At 69.0% G+C, this 24,751-nt stretch carries 25 protein-coding genes and 2 pseudogenes; 16 read left to right on the forward strand and 11 right to left on the reverse strand.

The window, feature by feature from the left end:
- Positions 1 to 533 precede the first annotated feature (533 nt).
- A complete protein-coding gene (locus ABZV58_RS25345) occupies positions 534 to 872 on the forward strand; it encodes an Lsr2 family protein (protein ID WP_355002629.1) in 339 nt (112 codons plus the stop codon).
- Positions 873 to 942: 70 nt separating this feature from the next.
- Here the strand turns inward: ABZV58_RS25345 and ABZV58_RS25350 are convergent, their stop codons facing one another.
- From ABZV58_RS25350 to ABZV58_RS25370, 5 genes are all read right to left on the reverse strand, one after another.
- Entirely contained in the window at positions 943 to 1,407 is a 465-nt protein-coding gene (locus ABZV58_RS25350; RefSeq protein WP_355002630.1) for a hypothetical protein, read from the reverse strand.
- Positions 1,408 to 1,541: 134 nt separating this feature from the next.
- Positions 1,542 to 2,012, reverse strand: coding sequence for a GNAT family N-acetyltransferase (locus ABZV58_RS25355; protein WP_355002631.1), 471 nt, complete (start codon positions 2,010 to 2,012; stop codon positions 1,542 to 1,544).
- A gap of 106 nt (positions 2,013 to 2,118) precedes the next feature.
- On the reverse strand, positions 2,119 to 3,273 hold the full coding sequence (locus ABZV58_RS25360; protein ID WP_355002632.1) for a DJ-1/PfpI family protein: 1,155 nt from the start codon (positions 3,271 to 3,273) through the stop codon (positions 2,119 to 2,121).
- An 83-nt stretch (positions 3,274 to 3,356) separates the two neighbouring features.
- Complete coding sequence (locus ABZV58_RS25365; RefSeq protein WP_355002633.1) at positions 3,357 to 4,295, reverse strand: helix-turn-helix domain-containing protein; 939 nt, start codon at positions 4,293 to 4,295, stop codon at positions 3,357 to 3,359.
- Between the two features lie 90 nt (positions 4,296 to 4,385).
- The gene (locus ABZV58_RS25370; protein ID WP_355002634.1) at positions 4,386 to 4,949 is read right to left on the reverse strand and encodes a PadR family transcriptional regulator; all 564 of its coding nucleotides are present in this window, start codon (positions 4,947 to 4,949) and stop codon (positions 4,386 to 4,388) included.
- 126 nt (positions 4,950 to 5,075) lie between these two features.
- Here ABZV58_RS25370 and ABZV58_RS25375 point away from each other — a divergent pair, with 126 nt between their 5' ends.
- From ABZV58_RS25375 to ABZV58_RS25390, 4 genes are all read left to right on the forward strand, one after another.
- The gene (locus tag ABZV58_RS25375) at positions 5,076 to 5,492 is read left to right on the forward strand and encodes a nuclear transport factor 2 family protein (RefSeq protein ID WP_355002635.1); all 417 of its coding nucleotides are present in this window, start codon (positions 5,076 to 5,078) and stop codon (positions 5,490 to 5,492) included.
- Positions 5,489 to 6,976 (forward strand): NAD(P)/FAD-dependent oxidoreductase, encoded by a 1,488-nt coding sequence (locus ABZV58_RS25380; protein ID WP_355002636.1) that lies wholly within the window; start codon positions 5,489 to 5,491, stop codon positions 6,974 to 6,976. The genes ABZV58_RS25375 and ABZV58_RS25380 overlap by 4 nt, the downstream gene beginning before the upstream one ends.
- 13 nt (positions 6,977 to 6,989) lie before the next feature.
- Positions 6,990 to 8,126, forward strand: coding sequence for an FAD-binding oxidoreductase (locus ABZV58_RS25385; protein WP_355002637.1), 1,137 nt, complete (start codon positions 6,990 to 6,992; stop codon positions 8,124 to 8,126).
- A 67-nt stretch (positions 8,127 to 8,193) separates the two neighbouring features.
- A complete protein-coding gene (locus ABZV58_RS25390; protein ID WP_355002638.1) occupies positions 8,194 to 9,000 on the forward strand; it encodes an SGNH/GDSL hydrolase family protein in 807 nt (268 codons plus the stop codon).
- Positions 9,001 to 9,084: 84 nt separating this feature from the next.
- On the opposite strand, the gene ABZV58_RS25395 is transcribed toward ABZV58_RS25390, so the two are convergent.
- The gene (locus ABZV58_RS25395) at positions 9,085 to 9,303 is read right to left on the reverse strand and encodes a hypothetical protein (RefSeq protein WP_355002639.1); all 219 of its coding nucleotides are present in this window, start codon (positions 9,301 to 9,303) and stop codon (positions 9,085 to 9,087) included.
- A gap of 146 nt (positions 9,304 to 9,449) precedes the next feature.
- Here ABZV58_RS25395 and ABZV58_RS25400 point away from each other — a divergent pair, with 146 nt between their 5' ends.
- Positions 9,450 to 9,638 carry a hypothetical protein gene (locus ABZV58_RS25400; protein ID WP_355002640.1) on the forward strand — a complete coding sequence of 63 codons (189 nt, stop codon included), beginning with the start codon at positions 9,450 to 9,452 and terminating at the stop codon, positions 9,636 to 9,638.
- Here ABZV58_RS25400 and ABZV58_RS25405 read toward each other — a convergent pair.
- Positions 9,620 to 10,819, reverse strand: coding sequence for a helix-turn-helix domain-containing protein (locus ABZV58_RS25405; RefSeq protein WP_355002641.1), 1,200 nt, complete (start codon positions 10,817 to 10,819; stop codon positions 9,620 to 9,622). The two genes, ABZV58_RS25400 and ABZV58_RS25405, sit on opposite strands and share 19 nt — an antisense overlap.
- A 285-nt stretch (positions 10,820 to 11,104) precedes the next feature.
- Between ABZV58_RS25405 and ABZV58_RS25410 the strand changes: the two are divergent.
- Positions 11,105 to 11,320: pseudogene (locus tag ABZV58_RS25410) on the forward strand (GMC oxidoreductase); the annotation flags it as partial.
- A complete protein-coding gene (locus tag ABZV58_RS25415) occupies positions 11,317 to 13,023 on the forward strand; it encodes an aldehyde dehydrogenase family protein (protein ID WP_355002642.1) in 1,707 nt (568 codons plus the stop codon). The pseudogene ABZV58_RS25410 and the gene ABZV58_RS25415, both read left to right, overlap by 4 nt.
- A gap of 176 nt (positions 13,024 to 13,199) precedes the next feature.
- Here the strand turns inward: ABZV58_RS25415 and ABZV58_RS25420 are convergent, their stop codons facing one another.
- Positions 13,200 to 14,444: a glycosyl hydrolase 53 family protein gene (locus tag ABZV58_RS25420; protein WP_355002643.1), complete on the reverse strand. Its 1,245-nt coding sequence runs from the start codon at positions 14,442 to 14,444 to the stop codon at positions 13,200 to 13,202.
- Between the two features lie 90 nt (positions 14,445 to 14,534).
- Between ABZV58_RS25420 and ABZV58_RS25425 the strand changes: the two genes are divergently transcribed.
- The 5 genes from ABZV58_RS25425 (at position 14,535) to ABZV58_RS25445 (ending at position 20,614) form a co-directional block, all read left to right on the forward strand.
- Complete coding sequence (locus ABZV58_RS25425; RefSeq protein WP_355002644.1) at positions 14,535 to 15,059, forward strand: helix-turn-helix transcriptional regulator; 525 nt, start codon at positions 14,535 to 14,537, stop codon at positions 15,057 to 15,059.
- 9 nt (positions 15,060 to 15,068) lie between these two features.
- The gene (locus tag ABZV58_RS25430; RefSeq protein ID WP_355002645.1) at positions 15,069 to 15,935 is read left to right on the forward strand and encodes a helix-turn-helix domain-containing protein; all 867 of its coding nucleotides are present in this window, start codon (positions 15,069 to 15,071) and stop codon (positions 15,933 to 15,935) included.
- A gap of 127 nt (positions 15,936 to 16,062) precedes the next feature.
- Positions 16,063 to 17,073: an alpha/beta hydrolase gene (locus ABZV58_RS25435; protein WP_355002646.1), complete on the forward strand. Its 1,011-nt coding sequence runs from the start codon at positions 16,063 to 16,065 to the stop codon at positions 17,071 to 17,073.
- Positions 17,070 to 18,902, forward strand: a complete 1,833-nt coding sequence (locus ABZV58_RS25440; RefSeq protein ID WP_355002647.1) for an ABC transporter ATP-binding protein — start codon at positions 17,070 to 17,072, stop codon at positions 18,900 to 18,902. Before ABZV58_RS25435 ends, ABZV58_RS25440 begins: the two co-directional genes overlap by 4 nt.
- Positions 18,899 to 20,614 (forward strand): ABC transporter ATP-binding protein, encoded by a 1,716-nt coding sequence (locus tag ABZV58_RS25445; RefSeq protein WP_355002648.1) that lies wholly within the window; start codon positions 18,899 to 18,901, stop codon positions 20,612 to 20,614. The genes ABZV58_RS25440 and ABZV58_RS25445 overlap by 4 nt, the downstream gene beginning before the upstream one ends.
- Before the next feature lie 9 nt (positions 20,615 to 20,623).
- Here the strand turns inward: ABZV58_RS25445 and ABZV58_RS25450 are convergent, their stop codons facing one another.
- Complete coding sequence (locus ABZV58_RS25450; RefSeq protein ID WP_355002649.1) at positions 20,624 to 21,142, reverse strand: hypothetical protein; 519 nt, start codon at positions 21,140 to 21,142, stop codon at positions 20,624 to 20,626.
- A gap of 82 nt (positions 21,143 to 21,224) precedes the next feature.
- Here ABZV58_RS25450 and ABZV58_RS25455 point away from each other — a divergent pair, with 82 nt between their 5' ends.
- Positions 21,225 to 22,529: a saccharopine dehydrogenase NADP-binding domain-containing protein gene (locus ABZV58_RS25455; protein WP_355002650.1), complete on the forward strand. Its 1,305-nt coding sequence runs from the start codon at positions 21,225 to 21,227 to the stop codon at positions 22,527 to 22,529.
- Positions 22,526 to 22,693: a hypothetical protein gene (locus tag ABZV58_RS25460; protein WP_355002651.1), complete on the forward strand. Its 168-nt coding sequence runs from the start codon at positions 22,526 to 22,528 to the stop codon at positions 22,691 to 22,693. Before ABZV58_RS25455 ends, ABZV58_RS25460 begins: the two co-directional genes overlap by 4 nt.
- 9 nt (positions 22,694 to 22,702) lie before the next feature.
- On the opposite strand, the gene ABZV58_RS25465 is transcribed toward ABZV58_RS25460, so the two are convergent.
- A complete protein-coding gene (locus tag ABZV58_RS25465) occupies positions 22,703 to 23,623 on the reverse strand; it encodes a universal stress protein (RefSeq protein WP_355002652.1) in 921 nt (306 codons plus the stop codon).
- Between the two features lie 305 nt (positions 23,624 to 23,928).
- Between ABZV58_RS25465 and ABZV58_RS25470 the strand changes: the two genes are divergently transcribed.
- A complete protein-coding gene (locus tag ABZV58_RS25470; RefSeq protein ID WP_355002676.1) occupies positions 23,929 to 24,564 on the forward strand; it encodes a maleylpyruvate isomerase family mycothiol-dependent enzyme in 636 nt (211 codons plus the stop codon).
- Between the two features lie 4 nt (positions 24,565 to 24,568).
- Here ABZV58_RS25470 and ABZV58_RS25475 read toward each other — a convergent pair.
- Positions 24,569 to 24,751, reverse strand: a pseudogene (locus ABZV58_RS25475) (pyridoxamine 5'-phosphate oxidase family protein); the annotation flags it as partial.

Genomic DNA, 24,751 nt, shown 5'->3' on the forward strand with positions numbered 1-24,751 from the left:
TCTCGCACTCCATGCGAATCGATCGGCTAACGAATGCCCTCGGCGCGGCGAGCGGTGCCCGTGTGCGACTCGAACACCGGCGCGCCCAATGCCGGTGAAATTGCGACGATGTATTTCGGCTGTCCCTTATCGGTGAGACGGTGGAGTGCGAATCACGCGTGTGGGTTCCCTGCCGGTGGGCCGCGCCCTGAACCGCCCCGAAACCTCACTGTCCCACTACGGGCCGACCAGTGGACCCGGCCGCTACACCTGACCGCGCCTGGCGGAATCGGCGCAGGCCAGCGGCGGCCGTCGGATAACCCTGTTGCAGCGCAACAACTCACACCGGCACGCGTACGACGAGACGCGCCGAGCGCCGGGCTCCGAGCCACTGCCAGCGGCCTCGATTCTGCGGAGCGGAAGAACGCGCGTACCATCCTGCGTCTGGATGAGGGGTCCGGGACAGTGGCGGTTTCGCCCTGTCTGGTTTGCGTTGCTTTCCCGATTCGTCAGGGGACGGTCGGTCGGTTCAATGAGTTGGGAGTGGATGTTCGGTGGCACGCAAAGTGGTAGTCACGGTCGTCGATGATTACGACGGTCGCTCGCCGGCGGTGGAGACGGTGTCGTTCGGCATGGACGGTGTCGGCTACGAGATCGACCTGTCGGAGGAGAACGCGGCCCTCTTGCGGGAGGTGTTCGCGGAGTGGACGCCGTTCGGCAGGCAAGTCGGCCGGGTCGGGCGTCGCCGCAGCAAGCCCGTCGAGCCGAGCGGTGCGCGGAAGCCGGAGGCGGGCGTGGTCCGGAAGTGGGCTCGGGCGAACGGTTTCGAGGTGCCCAGCCGCGGACGGGTTCCGTCGGAGGTCGTCGCGGCGTACGAGAAGGCCGCTTCGTAGGGCGTCGGCGAGTCCGCCCTCCGCGGGTCGTCGCGGAGGGCCGGTCCCGTCACCGGCGGGTCGGCCCCGTTCAGGTGGTAGGTCCCCACTGCGCGGCTTCGACCAACTCGCGCCACCGCCGTAGCACCAGCTCCGTGTACTGGTCCGCGGCAATGTCATAGGCGCCATAAAAGCTCTTTCGCCGCTCCGACGGCTTCACGAATACCGCTGGGGCGGACCCGTTCTCTACCGCGCGCTCGATCTCGCCCAGTGTCGACGTCCACACCCTGCGCCGGAGAAACTCCCGCAGGCTCTCCGGGTAGTCGTCGGGTCGCGGGACCGGGATGCGCAGCTGCCGCATGGCGCCGTGCATCGCGTCCATATCACCCGCGATGAACGTCTCCGGTCCCAACGGCAACTGTCTGCGATGGATGCGTTCGACGCTGTAGTACCGGACCGGGATCCCGCGCCGACCCAACCCTTCCGCGAGCAGCTTCTCCTCGTGCCGCATCGCACCGGATCCGGCGTACTGCAGGAACGCGACGCTGAACATCATCTTTCCGATCGACTGTCTCCCACGAAAAGTCAGGAGGGAAGTTACCGTCCGGCACCGACAAGCGCCGTCGATATTCGAGTACGGGGAATCCGGGGTCGGGGGAGTGGTGATCCAGATCCGCGGGGGAAACGCGCTCACCAGCGCAGGACGGCCTCGGTTTCGTCGTCGACCAACTCACCGGTGGGTTCGAAGCCGAGCGCTCGGTAGAAGCCCTCCGGGCTGCCGGGGCCGAGGCCGTAGCTCGTGTAGAGCGTGTTGGTGCCACGTGCTTTCAGGTGCGTCACCAGGCTCTCGATCGCCCGGCGGCCGTATCCCTTGCCTTGGTGCGGGCCCGCGATCATGAAGCGCCACAGGGACACGCCGGGTTCGTCGAAGTCCATACCGAGGTCGAGCATGAGGAAGCCGACCGGCTCGTCGCCGGAGTAGATACCGCGAAACCAAGCGGCATCCGCGAAGTGCGCCTCGGCGATCGATATGCCGTTGTCGGCCACCATCTTCCGCTGCTCCGGCGACAGTGTCTCGCTGAGCTTGCACACTTCGTACACGGTCTCCGCGGTGATCCTGCGCAGTTCCACGGTTCGCTCGGCGACGGCTGATGGGCTCACCCGCTCTTCGTACCCCACCACGCCCGCGGGTTCAACGGAATTTGCGAACCACCCGAGGCTGCCGGAACGGCTCTGTCTCTTCAGGAAGTCGGTGACCGCGGACGTCCTAGGGGGAGGGAGTGTCGCCCTTCGCACGTGTCGTCACGGCGCGCAGGACCGCGGGCGTGCAGCCGACGGCGATCGACACCACCAGCGTCAGAGCCGCCAGGACAGTTGGACGCCAGGGCCATACGGCGCCGTCGATCTGTAGGTGAGCGTCCGGATACTCGGTGAACTTCGCAGCGACCCTGGCGGTGGCGCGATCGGTATGCGCCGCTAGGTCCCGCAGCGCCGGGTCGAAGGCGAAATCACCCGGACGGCGATCCGTTCCGGGGCGGATCTCCCGATCGACCTGCGCGGCCGTGTGCGCGAGAAGGGTGAGACCGTGGCGCGAGGTGACGTGCGGTGTATCGCCCACCGGGACGAGGTGCGCGGCGAAGGAGCTGCCCGCGTAGACCTCCAGCACCGCCGCCAAGTCCAGTTCGCCGACGCCGTCACCGAGTCGGACCCCGATCCGCGGTTGGAAGTACGGGAACGCCACACCGAGGACGTAGGGCAGATCGGACAGTCGCCTGCCGTGCGCCGGAATGTCGGTCGTCCCCTCCGGCGTCCAGCCGGGAAAGGCCACCTCCGCGCCGATCCGAGCGGCCTCCGGGCGGCCCGCGAGGCGTTCGACGACCTTCAGCGCGCCGACGACGCCCGAGGTGACACCCGCGGTGCTGATGACGTTCGCGTCCTCGACATAGCGTTTCCCCGCCACCCACCGGGTGTCGGGGTACGCGTCGGCGAGGCCGTCGATCGAATCCCAGAACGAGGTCGCGGTGCGATCGCGCAGCACCCCGCTCGCGGCGGCTAGCTTCGCGCCCGCGCAGACGCTCAACACCAGCGCGCCCTGACCGGATCGATTCGAAATGTATTGGCGTGCCGCGGATTCTTCGGGATCCGCGACGGCGGGCACGACGACGACATCGGCGGGCGGTGCGTCGTCGAACGTCCGGTCGGGCACGATCGTCAGCCCGCCGGACAGCGCGACCGGTGTGCGATGCGCCGCCACGGTGAACACGGTGAACCCCGCCGACCGCGCGAACACCTCGAACGGCGCCAGCGCGTCGGCCGCGACGGAACCGCGGTGCCCCAGCACGACCGCGACAGTGATCCGGCCCTCGGGGAGCGGACGCGGCGCCGGAACTTGCCCGGGAGCGATCGTGTAGTTGCGAGACATCGATACATGGACACCGATCGCGCATACGCCTGCGAAAGTCGCTGCGGCGAGGACGATTCCGAGCACTACTCGCAGCCCCTTCCTCATCGCCGCGCCGCCGGAGTGGTACCGAATCGGGCCGCGTACAACCGGCGCAGGTGTCGCGCATCGCCGAACCCGCACCGCGCGGCGACGGCTTGCACCGTCAGATCCGTCTGTTCGAGCAGATTCGCGGCCAACTCCAGACGCAGCCGCTGGCGATATTCCAACGGCGTGATCCCGATCGTGGACTTGAACGCACGGCTGAGCCCGCGTGGCGAAAGATGTGCGATGGCAGCGAGTTCGGCGAGGGTGTGACTGGAGTCGAGGTTCTGGGCCAGATGGTCCTGTACCCGGTGCACCGCCTCGTTCAGGTGGGCCCGATCTCGCAGAAACGGACTGAGCTGGGCATGGCGACCGTCGCGCCGCAGATAGACCACCAGTTGGCGTGCCACGGCGGCGGCCAGCGCGGCGCCGTGATCACGTTCGACGAGGGACAGCGCCAGATCTATCCCGGAAGCGATTCCCGCGCTGGTGCTCACCGGCCCGTCGTGCACGTAGAGCACCGAATCCGCCACGCGCGCAGCGGGATAGCGCGCCCGCATCGCGTCGAGCAGCTCCCAGTGGGTGGTGCATCGCCGCCCGTTCAGCAGCCCGGCGTCGCCCAGCGCGGCCGCGCCGCTGCACACCGAGGCGAACCGCGCGCCGCGCTCGGCCTGTGCCCGCAACCAGTCGGTCACCTCGCGCGACACCGGCGGGCGGTCGCCTCGAAGGCGAGGCCCCGGAACGAGAACGAGATCGCCCGCCGAGGTCGTCGGTAGCGGCGCGAGGTCCGACAGGACCAATCCCTGGGCGGATCGCACGCTCGAGTCGGCGCCGACGTGCTCGATCCGGTAGGCGCCGCCCAGCACCGTCGCGGCGTCGAAGACCTGCACCGGACCGGCGAGATCGAGCAAATTCACCTGGGGGAGGACGAGGACGACCACTCTGCGCGCTGTACTCACCCGCCCAACGTAAGCAAGAGGACCTGCGCCGACGAGGGCTTGCACGGCCGAACGGCGGACGGATCAGGCACTCCAGTGCGCTGGTCGCGCTCACGCGTGCGCGGCGATCCTCTTGTCGATCACGGAGAGCGCGAACTCGCTCCAACGAATGTTCTCCTGTTCGAAGGAGATTCCGCGCAGCAGCGTGAGATAGGGGCCGACCCGTTCGGCCTCCTCGAGGTACGCCTGCTCGCTGCGGCCGGCCAGCAGGCGGGTGCGCAGCCGCTCGTAGCGGGCCAGCTTGGCTTTCGACCACTCCAGCTTGTCCAGGACCGCGGCGCGCACGGCAGGCGCGTCCTCGACGTCCATGCCCTGCACCTTCACCATCATCTCGTCGCGAATGGCGGTGGGTTTGGGGGGCGCTTCGATGAATTCGCGCAGGACCGCGCGTCCGGCGGGGGTGATGGCGTGCAGGCGCTTGTTGGGACGGCGTTCCTGCTGCACCACCCGGGTCTCGATCAGGCCGTCGGCCGCCATGCGCTCGAGTTCCTTGTACAGCTGCTGCGGGGTCGCCATCCAGAAGTTGGCCACCGAGGCGTCGAAGCCCTTGGCCAGGTCGTAGCCGGAGGCCTCGCCTTCCAGCAGGGCCGCGAGTACCGCGTTACGTAGCGCCATCAGCCCAAGATACCAGCAGGGATGACTAGGCAAATAATTTACTAATCATCTCTGGACAACTATCCGCACGGCTCATTATCGTCCATGGACGTAGTACTCAACTAGTTGCATATGAAAGGTGGGGACATGCATCCCTTCCGGGCAGCCGTGGAGGCCCGCGACGAGGCCGCCATCGAGGCATTGCTGGCCGACGACGTCGTGTTCACCAGTCCGGTGGCGTTCAAGCCGTATCCGGGCAAGGCGATCACCGCGGCCATCCTGCGCGCGGTGATCCGAGTCTTCGAGGACTTCCGCTACGTCCGCGAGATCGCCGACGCCGACGGTCACGACCACGCCTTCGTGTTCGAGGCCACGGTCGACGGCAAGCAGCTGACCGGCTGCGACTTCCTGCACTTCGACGCGGACGGGAAGATCGACGACTTCATGGTCATGGTGCGCCCGCTCTCCGCCGCGCAGGCCTTGGCCGCGCGCATGGGGGAACAGTTCGAACGCATCAAAGCCGAAGCCACCGCGCAACTCCAGCGAGAGGCGACCGGCGCATGACCGACTACGACGCCATCGTCGTCGGTGCGGGCAACGCCGGTCTGACCGCCGCGGCGACGCTGCAACGCGCGGGCGCGCGGACCCTGCTGGTGGAACGCCACAACATCCCCGGCGGATGTGGCACCTCGTTCCGCCGCGGCCGGTTCGAGTTCGAGGTGGCGCTGCACCAGCTGTCCGGCGTCGGCGTCGAGGGACAGCCGATCTCCTTGCGCGAGGGATTGTTCCAGCAGCTCGGCATCGCCGACAAGCTGGAGTTCGTCCAGGAGCACGACCTCTACCGGGCGGTGATTCCCGGGCAGCTGGACCTGACCCTGCCCGCCGACTGGGATGCCGCGATCGACGCCATCGAGGCGGAGTTCCCCGGCAACCGCGATCGGGCGGCGAAGTTCTTCGAACTGCTGAAGCAGGTGAGCTTCTGGCAGATAGCCGCCATGCGCGGCATGCCGGTCGAGCAGATCGATCCGGTGCTGTTCCGGTACGGGCTGCGTCCGCTGAAGGACGTGCTGGACGAGTACTTCGACGACGACCGCATCAAGGTCGCGCTCGGTATGTATTGGACCTACCTCGGCCAGCCGCCGTCGAAACTGCGCTTCCAGGACCTGGCGTTGACGCTGTTCGCCTACTTCGAGTTCAAGCCGTGGCACGTGCGCGGCGGTTCGCAGGCCATGTCCACCGCCATCCTGGACGCCTTCCTCGCCGCGGGCGGTGAAGTGCGGTTCAACACCGGCGTGGCGGCCGTGCTCACCGCGGGCGGCCGGGTGCTCGGCGTGCGGCTCGACGACGGTACCGAAGTGACCGCGCCCGACGTGGTGTCGAATGCCTCGCTGCCCACCACGTACGGAATGCTCGAGGGTATCGATATGCCCGCAGCGGTCCGAGAAGACTTGGCGACCAGGCGAATCGGCGTCTCCGGGTTCGTGCTGCACATGGGCCTGGACGCCACTCCCGCGGAGCTGGGCTTCACCACGAGCACCACCTTCGTCAACATGGACGCCGACGACGATCGCACCTACGACGCCTGGCGCTCGTTCGAACCCGCGCGTGGAATCTGCGTCAGCTCTTACGATGTAGCGCCGATCGGCTTCGCGCCGTCCGGCGCCACGCACGTCAGCTTGATGACGCTGCAATACGCGGACATCTGGAGGAACGTCGCCCCCTCGGAGTACGCGCGCACCAAGTTCGCCTACGCCGAGACTCTGCTCGACCTGTGCGAGACCATCACCCCCGGCATCCGCGACGCCATCGAGGAGGTCGACGTCGCGACGCCGTTGACGATGATGCGCTACCTCGGCCACCCGGGTGGCGCGATCTACGGCTACGACCAGGACGCCACCGAAGGCTGGCTTTTCCGCGACAGCGAACGCCGAACCCACGTTCCCGGACTGCATCTGGCCGGTTCCTGGGCCGGTATCGGCGGATTCCAACCCACACTCGAGGCGGGCGCCCGCGTCGCCCGCCGCCTGCTGCGCACCAAAGCCGCCTGAACGGAGCATTCTCGTGAAACACCCCTTGGCCGAACGATTCGACGGCGCGAGCGAGATCCTCGCCGAGATCGACTCCCGCATCTCCGACACCCGCGATCACCTCGCCGAAACCCGGGCCACCGTCGACGCCTATCACCCCAAGCGGCTGCGGCTGGCGGTCACCGCGATCATCGATGAAACCCCGACTACCAAGACTTTCCGGCTGACGAGTCTCGACCGAGGCCCGCTGCCGCCGTTCCTGGCCGGGCAGTACGTCAACGTCTTCTTCGACGGCACCAGCCGCCCGTACGCCATCTCCTCCAGCCCCACCCGGCTGGATCACTACGACCTCACGGTCCGCCGGGTGCCCGGCGGCCGCGTCAGCAACCTGCTCATCGACACCGTCGAAGTCGGCCGAGTCCTCACCACCACCGGGCCGATGGGCACCTTCCATCACAACCCGCTCTTCCACGGCGACGACGTCGTGTTCCTCGCGGGCGGTTCCGGTGTCGCGCCCGCCATGAGCATGATCCGCGAGATCGCCGAGCTCGGCCTCGACCGCACCTTCCACCTGATCTACGGCTCTCGCGATGCCGCCGACGTGATCTTCCGCGACGAACTGGACAAGCTCGCCGCTGGGCATCCCGGCATCGACGTCGACCACGTCATCGCCGAGCCCGACGCCGAATGGACCGGCGCCACCGGGTTTCTCACCGCCGACACCATCGGCTCCCTCGCGGGCACACTCCACAACCGGATGGTCTATGTCTGCGGTCCGCAAGCCCTCTACCCCTACGCCCTCACCCAGCTGACCGCGCTCGGCCAGCCGCGCAAGCGCATCCGCTTCGAGGCCAACGGTGCTCCGAACGATCCCACCGCGCAACCGCATTGGCCTGCGGAGGCCGATCCGGCAGGCGAGGTCACTGTCACCGTCGGGACTGTGTCCTTCCGTACTCCCCGCAATCGTCCGTTGCTGGACGCTCTGGAGGACAACGATCTTCGTCCGGAGGCGGCGTGCCGCTCGGGCGAATGCAGTTTGTGCCGAGTGCGCGTCGTGAAAGGTCGGGTACATACCGCGGAGGAGGCCAAGCTCCGCCTCTCCGACGCGCAGTTCGACTACACCCACTCCTGCGTCGCCTATCCGATCAGCGATGTGGAACTCGATCTGTGAGCGCGAGCAAGATGGCCGAGCTGTCGCACCGGTGCGACGACGAACAGCGGCGCGGGAAGCGTGCCGCATGACCGCCTATTCGCGCTATGTCGCGCTCGGCGACAGCCAGACCGAAGGCGTCGGCGACGGCGACGACCGGACCGGACTGCGCGGTCTGGCCGACCGTCTCGCCGACCGGCTCGCCGCGATCGAACCGGATCTGCGCTACGCCAACCTCGCCGTGCGCGGCAAACTGGCAGGCCAGGTGCGCGCCGAACAGCTCGACGCCGCACTGGCGCTGCGGCCCGACCTGGCCACCGTGGTCGCCGGGTTCAACGACCTGCTCCGCCCCGGATTCGACGCCGACGAGGTCGCCGGACACCTGGACGCGATGTTCGCGGCGCTGACCGGCAGTGGCGCGGTCGTCGCCACGCTGACCTTCCCCGACGTCGCCCGCATCACCCCGCTCGCGCGTCCGATCAGCGGGCGGGTCACCGCGCTCAATCAGCGCCTTCGTGCCGCCGCGGAACGGCACGGCGTCATCGTCGCCGACACGACCCCCTACGCCGTCGTCACCGATCCCCGCCTCTGGAGCCCGGATCGGCTGCACGCGGGCCCGATCGGGCATCAGCGCATCGCCGACGCACTGGCCTACGCTCTGCGCCTGCCCGGCGCCGACGACCGCTGGACCGAAGCCCTGCCGCCGCTGCCCGCCCGCGCCGCGCTTGCCACCGCCGCGAGCGAAATACGTTGGGCCGCATCCTTTCTCGGTCCCTGGCTCGGGCGACGGCTGACTGGACGGTCCTCCGGCGACGGCCGCACCGCCAAACGCCCCGACCTGCTGGCGGTTCGGCGCCGTATGGACGCCGCGACCACCGATCGACCGCGGGCGTGATCACGGCGACCGTCCGTGCCGTGGGGCGCTTCCCCGAACACGAAGTGATCGTCGGCTCGGGCGGCGATACCGGGTCGATCGGCGCTACTGGGCGAGGTTCGGGCGCCGCTTCGCGCGGTACGGCAGCGCGAACATGTACAGACCGGTGCCCATGAGCAGGAAGAGCGGGGGCAACGGCAGGTAGAACAGCCAGACCGCGGACTCGGTCAGCCCGAGTGCGGCGGCGATGAAACAGAGGACGACGGTCGTCGTGAAGACGATGGACGTCCAGCGGTGCAGCTGCCGGTAGCGCTTGTTGTTCATCGGTATCGCCCTTTCCGCGCACGATCGAATCGGTGACGACTGCCCTGGCGGACGTCACCGTACTCGTGCGTTGGTCGATTCGCGGCGATAAGGTCGAGGCGGCGAGACCGGTGCTTTCGCCAGGGGGTGGAATGCGATCGAGGAGGGTGCCCGCCGATGACGGGTCCTTGCTGCGTGTCGGTGTCACCGGACGTGGGCCGGATGTCGTGGTGCTCTCAGGTGGGCCGGGGTGCGTTCATTACCTGGAGGACGACGCGCTGGCGCCGCGAGATCAGGTGTGGGTCGACGTCGTCACGAGAGTCTGCCGCGCGCAGGTTCAGGAGTTCGCGGTGTGATCGGCGTCCATGAGGCGGGCCGCGCGCAGGGCGATGTACAGCTCGGCGGCCGCCTTGGGGTCGGCGCACCGGCGGTTGGTGAGATTCTCGATGCGGCGCAGCCGGTTGTGGATCGTGTTGCGATGGAAGTGGAGTCGGCGGGCGACCTCGAGATTCGAGCCCGCGCACTCGAACCACAAGTCGAGTGTGTCCAGCAGTTCGTTCCGGTCGGTGGCGGGCAGTTCGAGGATCGGGCCGAGGATCTCGGTGGCCAGCTCGCCGCTCGGATGCGGTGCGTGTGCCAGCAGCAACGGAATCGGCTCGGCGCCATAGCTCGTCACGGCGGGCACGCCCGGAGTCGTACAGCGACAAGCGATTTCGGCTTCACGCAGCGCCGCGGCGGCGTCGATGGGACGGGTGAACAGCCGGCTGACCCCGATGCGAGACGTCGCGCCGAGCGTCAGCAGGTCGAGTGCCGGACCCAGGCCGCGCGGCGTGACGAGGCTCAGCAGGCCGATCCGCTTGTCGGGCTCGGTGCTCCAGAACGAGTCGACGAATCCGGCGCGCAGCCGGTCCTCGATGGCGGGCAGCACCTCCGCGGCGGGATCGCTTTCGGCGTGCACCACGACGAAGGACCCGGTCTGCGGCAGATGCAGGGCACGGCAGATCCCCCACAGCGTCGCGTTGTCGGCCGTGCCCGTGAGCAGGGTGCGCAGCATGGTCCTGCGTCGTTGGTTGTCGCGGTGCACACGGTCGGCGAGGTAGTGCTCGTAGGAGTCGGCGGCCGCGCTGGAGTAGTCGTCGACGAGCCGCCAGATCTCCGAACCCAGCGCGGGCAGACAGTCCTGGGTGCTCGGCGCGGCGCCGCGCAACGATCGCTCCCAGATCAGCCGACCGGCGAGGCGGTACGCGTGCAGCAGCGCCGCGAGCGGTATCCCGAGCTCGGCTTTCAACCGGCCCGCGACTATCGCCGGATGCAGGCGCCGCGCCGCGGTGCCCGACAGCTGACCGAGGAGCGCGGCGAGATTGTCGTGGACCGTGCTGTGCAGCTGCTGATCGGTCAGCGATGTCGATTTCGCATAGATCTCGTCGCCGACGCGGATTCGGTCGACCAGGTCGTCGGTGAGTTGATCGAGCTGGTCGAGCAGATCGCGGGCGAGTAGCTCGGCCCCCTCGGGCACCGATCCGATCACCGTCGTCATGCACCGATGATACGTACCGCCGTGAGCGCCGTGGATGTGCTGCAGCACATCGCGGGGCGCGGAATCGTTGGCTGCGGCCCATGGCGCGCCACCTCGGACTGATTGCAGGATCGACCTCGAAAGTGACCTGGGCCATACGTGGGCCGGGTCGATGGTGAATCGAGAGAGGTGCCGATCGTGTACGACTACGTCGTCGTAGGCGCGGGGTCCGCCGGATCCGTACTGGTAGCGCGGCTGTCCGAGGACCCGGCCGTCCAGGTCGCGTTGATCGAGGCGGGCCGCACCGCACAGACGCTCTACCACCCCACCTCGACCTGCGCGATCGGCGCGGTGGTCGATCCCCGGCTGCGCGTGTTCGGCCTGCGCGGCCTGCGGGTCGCCGACGCCTCGGTGATGCCGAGCGTCGTGCGGGGCAACACCAACGCTCCGACGATCATGATCGGCGAGAAGGCCGCCGCGATGATCGCCGAGGAGCTCGAATCGGAAGGATCCGCACGATGACGATGACGACGGCACAGGAGATCGACTCGGCAATCGCGGCCCTGCGACTCGGCGAGATCGAATGGAGCAGGACACCCTTGCGCGGCCGACGGCAGCTGCTGGAGGAGATCCACGCCGCCACAGCGGAATTCGCGCGGGAATGGGTGGAGACCGCCGCCGGGATCAAGGGTCTGGCCGCGGACTCCCCGCTGCTCGGCGAGGAATGGGTCAGCGGCCCGTACTCGCTGCTGACCGGCGCGGCCGCTCTCGCGGAATCGCTGGCCGCTCTCGAAGACGGCGCGAGTCCGGTCGACGGATATCGGATCCACGAGGCGCCCGGCAACCGCACCGCGGTCGACGTCTTCCCGGCGAGCGGCTTCGACCGGTTGCTGCTCAACGGTTTCAGCGCTCAGGTGTGGTCGAAGCCCGGCGTGGACGCCGCCACGGTGCGGGCGCGCGCCGGACTGGGGCAGCGCACACCCGAACGGACCGGCGGCATCGCGGTGGTCCTCGGCGCGGGCAACATCTTCTCCATCGCGCCGCTGGACGTGCTCTACCAGCTCTACGCGGACAACAGGGTCGTGGTGCTCAAGCTGAACCCGATCACCGACCCCTTGCTTCCGGTCTTCGAGAAGATCTTCGCTCCGGCCATCGCCCGCGGTTTCGTGCGGATCGTCACCGGCGGCGCCGACATCGGCACCGCACTGGTGCACCACCCCGACGTCGAGTCGGTGCACATGACCGGCAGCGCGCTGACCCACGACGCGATCGTCTTCGGCGCCGGAGAAGACGGCGCCCGGCGCAAGGCCGCGCGAAAGCCGGTGCTGAACAAGCCCATCACCAGCGAGCTCGGCGGCGTCTCGCCGACCATCGTGGTGCCGGGTCGATGGTCGCGCGCCGATCTGCGGTTCCAGGCCGAGCACCTGGCGACCCAGCGACTGCACAACAACGGCTACAACTGCGTCGCCGCCCAGGTGGCGGTCGTCAGCGCGGACTGGCCGCAGAAGCAACAGTTCCTGGACGAGCTGCGAGCCGCCATGAACCGCGCGCCCGCGCGCAAGGCCTACTACCCCGGATCGGCGCAGCGGGTGGCCGCGGCACGAGCCGAATACCCCGACGCGCAAAAGCTCGGCGCGCACGGTGAACGCACGCTCATCACGGGTCTCGCGCCGACCAAATCGGAACCCGCGCTGCATACCGAGTACTTCGCACCGGTTCTCGGGGTCATCGAGATCCCAGGAACCGCGGCGGAATTCCTCGCCGAGGCGGTGCGGGTGTGCAACGACGAGTTCGAGGGGACGCTCGGGGCCAACATCATCGCCCATCCTCGGACGATGAAGTCCTTGGGCGCCGATTTCGACACCGCCGTCGCGACACTGCGCTACGGCACCGTGGCGATCAACGCCTGGACCGGCCTCGGCTATCTCACGGCCCGGGCGAGCTGGGGCGCCTTCCCCGGGCACAGCGTCCACGACGTGCAGAGCGGAATCGGCGTGGTGCACAACGCGTTGCTCATCGCCGACCCCGAACGCACCGTGGTCCGCGGACCGTTCCGGCCGTCGCCGCGCTCGGTGCTGCACGGTGAGTTCACGCTGTCGCCGAAGCCCCCGTGGTTCGTGACGAACCGCACCGGCGCCACCACGCTGCGCCGGTTGACCGATTTCGCGAAGAAGCCCAGCGTGGCCGCCCTGCCCGGCATCTTCGCTTCCGCGCTCCGCGGTTAGGCGTACCTCCGCCTTCGCTCGGCGATGCGTAGGCGGAGAACGGACTTCGTCCGACAGCGCCCGTCAGGCGACGCGACACCCACGCTCGGCCGACACGGTGAGACGCCGTGTCGGCTGAGCCGTGACCGATCTGCCGCATGGGCGCCGTCTTGCACGGTTGACGCCGCGGCGGCGGGTCAGAGTTGTTCTCCGAAAGCCGCGAGGGCTGGGAGGGGGCGCCAGCGGGGGTCGAAGAGGGCGTGGGCGCGGAAGTAGTCGACGGAGGGTTCGACGCTGTCGTCGAGGAAACACGCTCCCCACCAGAACAATCCGCATCCGGTCGACAATTCCCGCACGGTGGACAGGGCGGAACGAAGGTATTCGTGTTGGCCGCGGGTGTCGAACGGGAACTCCCGCTCGGTGTCGGTGTAGACGCGGTCGTGGCCGACGATGGGACGGAAGGGGTATGCGGTCTCGCCTATCAAGAGTCGTTTGTCCGGTCGCGATGAGCAGAGCGCTTCGAGTTTGCTCAGACGCGCGATCGTGGCGTCGTCGTGGGCCAGCGGGTAGAACGACAGCGAGACGGCGTCGTAGTCGAGGTCGAAATGGTCGGCATACCGCAACCACCACTCCGCGCCTTCGGCATCGGCGCCCCGGTCGAGATGAACGGAGACGAGTGCGGAGTCGGTGGCTTCCCGCGCACCGGCTGTCGCCGCGCGCAGGATTTCGGACAGGATCACCCACTGATCGGCCGAATTCCACTCGCGCCCGTCGTCGGCTGCGGGATGTAGCCGTGCGCCGCCGCGTGGGTCCTGCCCCGGTTCGGCCCAGAGCATCCCATTGGTGATCTCGTTGCCGATCTGGACCATCGCCGGCCGAATTCCGTGCCGCAGGAATTCGATGAGGACATCCCGGGTGTAACGCCGGACTTCCTCGATCAGCGAGCGAATCGGCAGCGCGGCCCACGATCTGGGCTTGACCTGTGTGCCAGGGTCGGCCCAGGTGTCGGAGTAGTGCAGCGTGAGACACACCGCGAGCCCGGCGGATCGGGCCGCCAGCGCCAGATGGATCGCACGCGCCAGGTTCATCGGCGACCTGCCGTCCACCCAGATGCTCAATCGCACGCTGTTCACGCCGTGCTCGGCGAGCGTCGTCGTCACCGCGGACGCTCGCCGATCCGGACAGTGCGACACATCGACTCCGTGGAAAACATCGGACACGCACTGGGATTGGTGTCGTGCCGCGGAATCTCGGAGCGGCTCGGTCGCGGCGGGTTCCACGTTCGGGTAGCCGCCCGATCCATATGTCCCGTCGTCGAAATCCAGACCGAGAAGGAGTCGGCAGTAGAACCTGGCACGCGGATGACGACTGTTCCCGATACTCGATTCCGCCCCGGCATGGCGCACGACAGCGGGAACGAGACGGTACGCGTCGAGCCGCACATGTGACGCGCCTCCAACGCCGCCCAAGGACCGAAGTCCCGGACGGCTTCGCCGTATTCGGGATCATCGAGATTCAGGGTGCGTCCGTCGGTGGCCGGCCACCGCTTGCTGCGGCACTACGCGCGGACCCGGGACCGGACGCCGCTGACGATGGACGAGGTCGCCGACGACCGCTGGTGGAAGGGCGAGGCCTACCGGGCGGGCAAGGACGCCATCGGCATCGACCGCCAGCTCGCGCTGCCGCTCGGCTCCGCACCCGGACGGATCCGCGGGGTCATCATGAGCCGCAGCGGACGCGGTTTCAGCGAGCGCGACCTCGAATACGCCGCGCTCGCCCGTTCGCTGCTCGACACCGTCGAAGCGCACGAGGCCGCGGCTTTCGCCCGCCCCGCCCTCGCCGATCCGGCCGACTACAAGATCACGCCGAGGGAGCGGGCGGTGCTGACGCTGCTGTGCGAAGGTCTGACCGCGCACGTGATCGGTACCAGGCTGGGCATCAAGCCCGCGACGGCGACGAAACACACCGAGAACCTCTACCGCAAGCTCGGCGTGCACGATCGTGTCGCGGCCCTGCGCAAGGCCCACTACCTCGGACTCGTCCCGCCGCCCTCGTAACATGGCGGCATGCGCGCTGTCGATCCGGTTCCCCACGCCGCGGAGTTGTGGGACATCACGGTCCCGGCACGGCCGGGCCGGATCGCCGGGGTGAGTATGGCCGGATTCCGCGGCCGGACGAAGAGCCCCGTAGACATGCAGGTGGTCCCTTACCCGTCGCTCACCGTGGCCATCGACTTCGGCGACGGCCTGCTCGTAGACGAGTCCAGTGGCCGGCGGTTTCGCGGCGGTATCGTCACCGGCCTCGCGCCCGACAGCGTTCGAGTGGGCGGGCGCGATATCGACTGCCTGCAGATTCGGCTGTCTCCCTCGGTCGCGCACGCGGTGCTCGGCGCGGCTTCGGAGCTGAGCGGGACGGTGGTCGGCCTCGACGAGCTCTGGGGCCCCGACGCAGGACGAATCCTGGAACAACTGCACGCCGCCGAGTCGTGGGACGAGCGGTTCGCGATCGCGGAGGCCGCGCTCCGACGGCGGCACGGGCTGGGCCGGGTGGTCGACCCGCAGATCGAATTCGCCTGGCGGCAAATGGTATCGAGTCGAGGCTCGGTTCGGGTCGAGCGGCTGGCGGACGAGATCGGGTGGAGCCGTAAGCGGTTGTGGTCGCGGTTCCGCGCCCAGGTCGGTCTCACGCCCAAGCGCGCCGCTCAGCTGGTTCGTTTCGATCACGCGGCGCACCGCCTCGCCGCGGGGCACAGCGCCGCGCTGGTGGCGGCGGACAGCGGCTATGTCGACCAGTCCCACCTCCATCGGGACGTCATGGCCTTCGCCGGTGTGACGCCCACGGCCATCGCGGCCGCGCCGTGGTTGGCGGTCGACGACGTCGCGTGGGCCGACCCCGATCGGATCGGGGCTCGCGGCGCGGCTCTTCGGCGCTGACCACCAGAGCGGAACATTTCTCCAATACACGCGGCGGCGCGCCCGGCGATGCTGGCAGTCGTACCCGGCGCGGGGTGCTGTCGAGCCGCGCGCCGGGACGGCAGGCGAGAAGCCCATGGGAGGAAACATGAACGACGTCACCGGCACCGAACGGCTGCCACTGGGTATCCGGCTGCTGCACGCCCTGGCGAAGGCGCCCGACCTGGCGACGATGACCGACGAGGAACTGGCCGCTTTCCGCGAGGCGGAGAACCGCAAGCGGGCCTCCCGCGCCGCGCGGGTGATCACCGGATTTCCGGATCGCGGCGTCACCATCGGCTGGCGCGACGTGAAGTTGCCCGATCGGACGATCCAGGTCCGGGAATATCGGCCGTCGCGCGGAGGTGCGAACCTGCCGCTGGTGCTGCACGTGCACGGCGGCGGATACGTCGGCACCGCGGCGCAATGCGATTGGGCGAACAGCCATTTCGCCGCACGCCTGCCCGCGGTCGTCGTCTCGGTCGAACACCGTCTGCTCGCTACCGGGACGCCGCTGGCAGCCGCCGTCGACGACGGTTGGGAGGTACTGCTGCACGTGGTGCGGCACGCCGCGGAATGGGGAATCGACCGGGACCGCGTCGCGATCGCCGGTGACAGCACCGGTGGTTTGATCACCGCCGTCGCGGCGATCCGCGCCAAGGAGTCCGACCTGCACCTCCGGGCGCAGGTATTGGTCAATCCGGCCACCGATCTGACCGAGACGATGTTCGACTACGACTCGATGACCAGGTACGCGGACAGCCCGACCCTGAACACGGCGCGCCTGACGCTGTTTCACCGATTGTCCGTGCCACCGGGAACGAATGCCCGTGCCGTGTCGCCGCTGCGCGCCGACGACCTGAGCGGGTTGGCCCCGGCGCTCGTGGTGGTGCCCACCGTCGACCCGCTGGCCGATCAGGGCCGCCGGTACGCCGAACGGCTGCTCGAGTCCGGCACGCCCGCGCGGCTCACCGAACATCGCGGCGCGCCGCACGGGTTCCTGGCCATGCCCGGCGTGGTGCCGCAGGCGAAGGCGGCGCGTGCGGAGATCACCGAGTTCCTCCTGGATCACCTCGTCGAGTCACAGACCGTCGCGTCGCGGAAGACCGTCGGGCGATGACCGCGACCGAACCAGTCGAGGCGAGCGAACGTTCCGCACCGCCACCGAAGGTTGCTTCCGCGCCGGAGCAGAGCATCGTGCGGTTGCTGCGCCCGTACCTGGGCGGTTTCGCCGCCGTCGTGACTCTTCAGGTTCTCGGCGCCGTCGCCGGTTTGGCTCCGCTGCTGGCGGTCGCGGAATTGGGCCGAGTCCTGTTGTCGCCCGGCCCGATCGAACACGACCACGTCTGGTTCGTGGTGATCGCGGGCGCGGCCGGTTTACTGGTCCGGCTGCTGTGCACGGCCGCGTCGGCGGGGATCGGACATTTGCTCGACGACCGGGTGCAACTGTCGTTTCGCAGGCAGTTGGCCGAACGGCTCGGCCGGGTACCGCTCGGCTGGTTCGCCCGGCGCCGGACCGGTGAACTGGCGAAGGTGGTGGGGGAGGACGTCAGCGCCGTGCACCCGTTCATCGCCCACACCCCAGGCGAACTCGTCTCGGCCTTCGTGGTGCCGCTGGTGTCGCTGATCTACCTGTTCACCGTCGACTGGCGGCTCACGCTGATCACGCTCGTCCCGGTGCTGCTCGCGGTCGCGCTCGTCCCGCTGATGATGACCCCGACCCGGCTGCGTGAGCAGGCAGATTTCGACGCGGCGATGGGACGGATCGCGAGTTCGGTCGTCGAGTTCGTGCAGGGGATCGCGGTGGTCAAGGCGTTCGGCGGATCCGGGCGCGCGCACCGCAAATTCGTCACGGCCGCCGACGATTTCGCCGACATCTTCCTGCGGATGGTGCGCGGTCTCGCCGGAGTCGCCGCCGGAATGCAGGTGGCGCTGTCGCCGCCGTTCGTACTGCTCGCCGTGCTGATCGGCGGTACGGCGCTGATCACCTCCGGTGGTATGGCCCCGGCCGATCTGCTGCCGTTCCTGCTCCTGGGACTGGGACTGACCGCACCGGTGGCGGCCCTCGGTCACGGTTTCGACGACATGCAGGCAGCCCGGCGCGCGGTCGACCGGATCCGGGACGTGCTCGCGGTGCCGTCGCTACCAGAGCCCGCGCATCCCGTCGCGCCGCAGGGGCACCGGGTGGAACTGCGCGACGTTCGATTCGGCTACGAAGACGGTCACGAGGTGCTGCGCGGCATCGACCTGGTGCTCGAGCCGGGGACGGTCACCGCGCTCGTCGGGCCGTCGGGCAGCGGGAAATCCACGCTGGTTCAGCTGTTGCCGCGGTTCTTCGATCCGACCCACGGTTCGGTCGTTCTCGGCGGCGTCGATCTCCGCGACCTCGGCAGCCGGGAGCTCTACCGGACGGTCTCCTTCGTCTTCCAGGACGTCCGGCTGCTGCGCGCGTCGGTCGCGGACAACATCGCGCTGGCCGTGCCGCACGCCGACCTCGACGATGTGGTGCGCGCGGCTCGGCTGGCGAACATCCACGAACGGATTCTCGAACTGCCGCGCGGCTACGACACCGTGCTCGGTGAAGACGCCGGACTGTCCGGCGGTGAGGCCCAACGCCTCTCGATCGCCAGGGCGCTGCTCGCCGACGCGCCCGTCCTGGTGCTCGACGAGGCGACCGCGTTCGCCGACCCGCAGACCGAACAAGCCGTGCGCCAGACCCTTTCGACGTGGGGTGGCGATCGGACGATCCTGGTGATCGCCCATCGTCTGGAAACGGTCGCCGACGCCGACACCGTCGTGGTGCTGGAGAACGGGTCGATCGTGGAGCGCGGCGAACCGGCCGAGCTGCTGGCGCGCAACGGAAAGTTCGCCGCGCTCTGGCAATCCCAGCGGAGCGCCGCGCACGCGAACTCCGCCGATGACACACCGCTAGGAGAGTGGCCCCGATGATTCGAATGCTGTTGCGGGTGCTCGGACCCGAGTACGCCCGGCCGGTGCGGCGCACCGTGGCCCTGATGACGACGACCGCGATCCTCGAGGGTCTGTCCTACGCGCTGCTGGTTCCGGTGCTGCGAGCCCTGTTCGGCGACACCCCGGCGGACGCGTGGCCCTGGCTGATCGCGTTCGGAAGCGTGGTCGCGGTCTACGCGGTGCTGCGCTATGTCAGCGATCTGTCCGGTTTCCGCGGCGGGACAACGCTGTTGCGTGGCGTCTACCACCGGCTCGGCGATCACCTGGCCCGGCTGCCCATCGGCTGGTACACAGCGGGCCGCGTCGGGGAAGTATCCGTGCTGGCCAGTCGCGGTGTGCTGCAGGCGATGAGTGTCATCGCGCATCTGCTGGCGCCGCTCGTCTCCGCCGCGGTGACGCCGCTGACGATCGTCGTCGTGATGCTCGCCTTCGATTGGCGCCTGGGGTCGGCCGCGTTGGCGGCCGTGCCGATCGTCGTGGCGACGCAGATTTGGACCGGACGCTCGACGGCCGCGGCCGATGCCGATCGTCACGAACGCGACAAGGAGGCGGCCGGCCGAGTCATCGAATACTTGCAGGCCCAGCCGGTTCTGCGCGCGGGCGGCCGGACCGTCGAACGCTTCCAGCTGCTGGACGACTCGTTGCGCGAAGTCGGGCGCGCGTCGCGCAGGCAGACGCTGTCGACGCTGCCCGGTGTCGTGGGCATGGCGCTCGTGGTGCAGGCGATGTTCAGCGCGCTGCTGGTTCTCGGCGCCTACCTCACGCTCGGCGGAAACATCGGCGCCGCAGAGGTTTTGACGATCTTGGTGCTCGCCGCCCGCTGCGCCGACCCGCTGCTGTCGCTGGCCGACATGGGTGGCCAGCTCCGTAGCGCGCGCGCCGAGCTGACAAGGCTCGAGGCGGTCTTGCGCACCGAGCCGCTGCCGCAACCCAGTGAACCCGTGCGGCCGCGCCGCCACGACCTCGAGTTCGATTCCGTCGTCTTCCGGCACGGCGACCGCACCGTACTCGACGACGTGTCGTTGACCCTGCCCGAGGGACAGCGACTTGCCGTCGTCGGCCCGTCGGGCGCGGGCAAGAGCACGCTGCTGCAATTGCTCGCGCGGTTCTACGACGCGGACGCCGGTGCGGTGCGCGTGGGCGGGGTGGACGTGCGCGCGATCGACACCGAGGACTTGATGGCACGGATCGCCATCGTCTTCCAGGACGTCTATCTCTTCGACGGCACGATCGAGGAGAACGTGCGCTTCGCGCGTCCCGACGCCGACGACGCCGAGGTGCGCGCGGCCGCGTCCGCGGCGCGACTCGACGACGTCATCGAGCGCCTGCCCGACGGCTGGGCCACCAACGTCGGCGAAGGCGGCGCGCTGCTGTCCGGCGGTGAGCGCCAACGTGTCTCGATCGCTCGAGCCCTGCTGAAGAACGCGCCCATCGTCCTGCTGGACGAGGTCACCTCCGCGCTGGACCCGGTGAACGAGGCGGCCGTCCACGCGGGGATCGAACGGCTCATGTCGGGGCGGACGGTGGTGATGGTGGCCCACCGCCTGCGGACCGTCCAGCGCGCGGACCGCATCCTCTTCCTGGACGGCGGCCGGATCGTGGAGGACGGAAACCACGAGGAACTGCTGCGGCTGGGCGGGCGCTACGCGGATTTCTGGGGAGTGTCGATGGCGCCGGTCGTGAGTGGATGAGTCCCGAGGTCATCCGAGAGGTGGCCGCGGGCGCGCGCGCGGCCGGAACCGGCGCCGCGCGAAAGTAGTCGTCTCCCAACGCAGGACGACCAGCGACATCGTCGACAGGACAACGGTCGCGACTCCGAGTACGAACCAGAACCGCACCCAGGTGGGCGGAATCGGCAGCAGTACCACGGTCATACCCCCGGCCACGAAAGCGCCGAGACGTACTCGGCGTTCGTCTCGCCGCTGGTCGCGCAGCCGGGTCGAAACCGGTGTGGCCGAGCGCCGCAGCCCGTGCGTGATCAGCGCACGCCAGCATCGCAGCCGCAGCGCCAGCGCGCCGAGCAGCGTGGCCAGCCCGAGCAACTGGGCCCATTCGGGTACCGCGCCCGCGGCCGAGGGCGTGAAGGGCAACGTCACCGAGCCGACGATGATGCCGCCCCACGCCTCCGCTGCGACAAGCTTGCGGGTCGGACGCGGCGGGTGGGGGCCGTTCGCGCCGCGGTGCGGTGCGCGTCGACCGGCCGCGAGGCGGGCGTTCATCTGTTCCTCCTAGGAAATAGTGATCATGCTACATTCGATCGTATAAGAAACGAACGATTACAGTTTGATCGTAGGAGGCTTGATGCGTGTTCTCGCACTGGGCGGGTCGGGGGCAATGGGAGCGGCGGCCGTCCGAGCGGCCGTCACGCTGCCCGGCGTGGCCGAAATCGTTGTGGCCGACCGGGATCTCGGCGCGGCTCAGCGGCTGGCCGCCGAGTTGAACGGGCGCGGCGCTGTCGTTCGCGCGCGCCGGGTGGACGTGACCGAGGCCGATGATCTGCGCGACGCGCTGCGCAGCGCCGACGTGGTGCTCAATACGGTCGGGCCCTACTACCGTTTCGGCTTGTCGGTGCTGCGGGCCGCGATCCGTGCCCGGACGCACTATCTCGACATCTGTGACGATTGGGAGCCGACGTTGCGGATGCTCGAACTCGACGCCGCGGCCCGCGACGCCGGGGTGTGCGCGATCATCGGCATGGGGGCCAGCCCCGGGGTGAGCAACCTGCTGGCGGCCCGCGCGGCCAGGGGGCTCGATGCCGTCGAAAACGTCTACACCGCATGGCCTGTCGACGTCCCCGAGGCGCTCGACACCGCCGAAGTGCTTGGCGCGGGAGGCGAACCGCCCGCTGCCGCGGTGCACTGGATGCAGCAGATCAGCGGCGCCATCACGGTCGTCCGCGACGGTCGACTGGCCGAGGAGGCGCCATTGCGCGCGGTCACCTTGGCGCTGCCCGGTCGACGCCGCGGCACCGCCTACACCGTGGGACACCCCGAACCGGTCACCCTGCACCGCTCTCTCGCGCCCTCCGGGGATGCCGCGAACCTCATGGTCGTCACACCGGGCACCGCGGCCTACCTGGATGTGCTGCGTACCGATATCGACAAGGGCAGGCTGACCAACGAGTCCGCGGCGCGGGAATTGGCCGCACCCAGCTCGCGCCGGACGCTTCGCTCCATCCTTCGCGCCGCCCGTTTCGCCTCCCACGGCACCCTGCCGCCGTTCTTCGCCGCCGTCACCGGCCGCGCGGGAGACGAACACCGCACCGTCCTCGCACATCTGGCCGACAGTGCCGAAGTCGACCGGTTCACCGCCGACATGGCCCGGTTCACCGGCATCCCCTTGGCGCTGGGCCTCGCCCAACTCCTCGACGGCACGTCACGCGCAGCGGGGGTTCACCCACCGGAAACGATCATCGATCCCGAACGCTTCTTCACCGATCTCGGCATCCACATCGGTTCGAGCTCGACCGAGCGAGTGGTCAGCGTCGAACAGTCGTCCAGCGCTACCGTCGCCGACGACGGTAGCGCGCGGTCGGCTCCGCAACCCGGTTCAGGAGTTCCCATGGAACGTGACCACGGTTCACCTCGAGTTCGGGAGACAACATGACCACCAAATCCGCGCTCGTCACCGGAGCCTCCTCCGGCATCGGCGAGGCCACCGCCCGCATCGGCGCCCGGCCACTGATCTTCCTGAAGTGGCTGCTGCCCGACCGCGCCTTCGACGCGATCATCACGCGCGCCGCGGGCGTTCGAGAGCACAAGCCGCGATAGTCGGCGTGGTCAGTCCGCGTGGGCGACCAGCACCGGGCAATGGGCGTGCTGGACGAGGTGATTGCTGGTCGAGCCGAGCAGCAAGCCACGGAATCCGCCGCGTCCGCGGCTGCCGACGACGACCAGTTGCGCGCTCTTGGACCATTCGATCAGCTGTTTGCGGGCACCGGACAGATAGACCCGGCGGGTGACCGCGACGGAGGGATATTTCTCCTGCCAGCCCGCCAATCGTTCCGAAAGCAGCGCGTGTTCGGCGGTTTCCAGCTCGGCGATCGGGATCTGGAGATAGCTGGTTCCGGCGAACTGTCCCTCCGACAAGTCGCTCCAGGCGTGCACGACCACCAGTTCTGCGTCGCGCGCACACGCTTCGTCGAACGCGGCCTCGATCGCGGGTTCACCGATCGGGCTGCCGTCCACACCGACCACCACCGGGCCGCTGCGCCGGACCTGCTGCTTGACGCCGTTGTGGCGCGCGACCACGATGCGTCCCTTGCCCTGGCTGGCCACCGCAAGCAGGGTCGAGCCCAGGTGCGCGAAGGATCCGACCCCGGGAGTCGCGCCGAGCACGACCAGATGCGCTGTCGTCGACAATTCGATGAGCAATGCGGCGGGATTGCGGTCGGACAATTCCGTGGCGACCTCGAGATCCGGGTGCGCCTCGCGGGCGATCCGCTCCCCGCTCGTCAAAGCCTGTCGCCCGTGGTCGCGCAGGTGCTCGACGACCGAGGGCACCAGCACCTCGTAGGACCCCAACACCGCGCGGGTGGCGGCGAGATCGTAGCCGTGCACGACGATCAGACGACGTCCTCGATCGGCCGCGGTCTGGGCGGCCCACGCCACGGCGTGCGCGCAGGCGGGCGAGCCGTCTGTTCCGACCACCACTGCCGCCGCGGCCATTTCGTGTACGTCGTGTCGGTGTTGGCCGGTCATGGCTGCTGCCTTTCAGTCGAATCTGGACGCCCCGCGCACCGGCGGGGCTGCTGGCCGCCGCGGAAGCGCCGCCCACGATCGTCAGTATCGATCGGCTCGATCCACCGAACCCAGGGCCAATGGGCCTCGGCCGAAAGGCTGAATGGCACACGCGGTGGACCGATGAATTCGCGCGAGCGGAATCGTCTGAATCCGAGAACGACCCGGGCGGACCGGGACGTGGATCGACCACACCGCCGGCTCTGCCGGCCACGAGCGAAGGGAAGCCCGTGTCGAATGTCGTGTCCAGCGAGGACCTGTGGGCAATGGCGCACGCCGAACGCGCCGCGTTGGCCGAGGATCTCGCCGCACTGGACGACCAACAGTGGGCCATGCCCTCGCTGTGCGGAGATTGGGTGGTCGAGGAGGTCGTCGCGCACCTCACGGCGGCGGCGAGCATCGGCCGGGCGCGCTGGCTGATCAGCGTCGTCGGCGCCCGCTTCGACTTCGATCGGCACAACGACCGGCGACTGGCCGAGCACCGCGGCGCCGACCCGGCCGAAACCCTCGAACGGTTCCGTTCGATCGTCACGAGCACCACGGCCGCGTCGGGACATACCGCGGCATGGCTCGGCGAGGTGATCGTCCACGCCCAGGACATCCGGCGTCCACTCGGACTGCCCCGCACGCCCTCGGTCGCGGCGTGCCTGGAAGTGGCCCGTTTCTTCGCCGCCCGCGATTTCACCGTGCCCAGCCGCAGCCTCATCGAGGGCCTGCGCCTCGAAGCGACCGACAGCGCCTTCGCCACGGGCACCGGCCCGCTGGTCCACGGAACGACCCTCGCGCTGACCATGGCCATGGCGGGAAGGCACCCGTACTGCGACGACCTCGCCGGTTCCGGCCTGCCCACGCTGCTTTCCCGCTGTTCACCGCGTAAGTCAGCGCCTCGCGGCGAAGACTAGGCGACTACCCGTTGTGGGCGGGCGCGCCGTCGACGAGTCTGATGCCGGAGACGAGTGTGGGTTCGATCTCGATCACTCCGTCCATGGGGGAACCGATCCAGGGGTGGAGGGTTTGTTGGTAGTGGGTGGTGCGGGCGGGGTCGGTGATCGGTCGGGCGATTCCGGTGACGACCACCGACCAGCCGGT

Source organism: Nocardia sp. NPDC004654 (assembly GCF_040609595.1).
In the GTDB taxonomy this organism is placed as follows: domain Bacteria; phylum Actinomycetota; class Actinomycetes; order Mycobacteriales; family Mycobacteriaceae; genus Nocardia.